At 36.8% G+C, this 1,780-nt stretch carries 2 protein-coding genes; both read right to left on the bottom strand.

Features of this window, described 5'->3' with window-relative positions:
• On the bottom strand, nucleotides 1-1,092 hold a 1,092-nt coding region (locus tag RH88_RS13405; RefSeq protein ID WP_005596871.1), incomplete at its 3' end, for an ApeA N-terminal domain 1-containing protein.
• A gap of 101 nt (nucleotides 1,093-1,193) precedes the next feature.
• A partial coding sequence (locus RH88_RS13400) for an HNH endonuclease (RefSeq protein ID WP_005596870.1) occupies nucleotides 1,194-1,780 on the bottom strand: 587 nt, incomplete at its 5' end.

The following is a 1,780-nucleotide window of genomic DNA, read 5'->3' as shown; positions in this document are numbered from 1 at the left end:
AAGAGTCGGGTGAGATGTATTTTTTAGATTAGAGAGAGCAATCTCAAACCCTTCTAAGACTGATAAATCCTCTGATGAAAGAACATTCTCATCAACAAATGTTTCTAGGGTTTTGTTAAGCTGTGACTTTAGTTCATTATATTTATCTCTATTTAATTTATGACCTTTCCCTTTTGACTCTTGTTCACAATACATTTCAAGCGTTACAACTACAGATAGAATCGCATATTCCCAAGTCCCAGATTTTGAACGAGATAAAGGGATTATTAAACGGTTCCAAATTGTTCGAAATGATTTAACTTTGAAGTAGCTTTGTATAATTGACTCCCAAAGGTTCCAATTGAATAAATTGTCAACGTGGCAAAGAGTTTTTTGATAATAATCAAACGGTTTATCCTCATAAGTAACACTTGGAAAAATAAGAGATTGATAGTCACCTCGCTTCTTTGAAGGTATCAAATAAAGCTTTTTTATAGATAGGGAATATCCCAATAGAAGTGAAAAAAGGCTTCTTATTTCTAAAGCAATACTTTCTGCTTCGTTTAGCGTAAACGTACCATTTGTTTTTTTGACGATAAAACAATCTTGTATTTTTAAGTGATGTTCGGTTGATGTCATTGCTGTAGATGACACATAGCGATGATTTTCTATCGTATAGTCGTTATTCTTGAAGTTAAAATTAACGGAGAACTTTTCTACAGAAGTGCATCGCCTAAATTCTGTTTCTGTTATCTCAGAGCTTCGTAACCTTTCAAACCAAGTTGATATACCAGTTAGGTGTACTTCTATCAAATCGACATCAATCGGAATTGAGGCACCTGTAGTGACAAACCCGCATATAATGACCGCCCCTCTTTGAAGCTCTGATTGATGTAGCGTAAATACCTTGTTTGAACCAATCTCATAACAAGTGATTGGTTCTCGAATAACTCTACGTTCTTCAAACTGTAGAAAGTAATTATCTGTGTGTATTTCAAGGCTTGGGATACCAGACTGATTAAGACAAAGAACACCAGTTAAGTCTTTATCATCAAAGTTGAATTTTACCGTAAACTTGTAATTTTCGAAGAAGTTTAGCGCCATTTTAGACATTGTTTTATATCCATTTTTCGAAATAGTGAAGTCAGTTTGAAGCGACTAGATAGGAATTAGTTTTACCGCAGTGTAGTGGATGAGAAGAGTTAGCCAAATTATTATTTCTTTATTAGCCCTTTCAAATCTTTAACAGTCAATGCAGGTTCCGAACGATGAACCATTGCATGACAGTTTGCGCACAAAGGTACTAAGTCCTTGATAGGATCTACTCTGTATTCTTTCCTGATCTCTTTTAGGGGAATGATATGATGCACATGGATATAGTGCCTGCCTCGATCTCCATAGAACTCTTCAAAGTCGAAATTACACGCCTTACACTTGTACCCATACTCGTCTAAGCACCTCTGACGAGCAGCGGAATTGCGCTCATATGAGTTCACTGAAACAACTTCATGAGCGCCCTCTAGGTAGATATTTGGAGAAACGATTTCTTCAGGCAAACAAGTTTCAGATACGTATGGACAAGCTACCCAAGAGTGAGAGTCTCGGTGTAAGTATTTATCAACTAATTTGTCTTCAAAACCACTTATCTTAGCGGGGCCATTACCCTCGCGATCTTTATTTTCATCAGAGTAATACATGAGAAAGGTTTTCAGGCTGTAACCATCATGAAGAATCAGTTCAATGTGCTCTAACGCTTGCCCGTAGCCTGACATATAGCGTCCTTTATCGTTTCTCTCCCAGT

This window comes from Vibrio scophthalmi LMG 19158, assembly GCF_000222585.1.
Lineage (GTDB): Bacteria > Pseudomonadota > Gammaproteobacteria > Enterobacterales > Vibrionaceae > Vibrio > Vibrio scophthalmi.
This window is presented reverse-complemented; position numbering and strand designations above follow the sequence as displayed.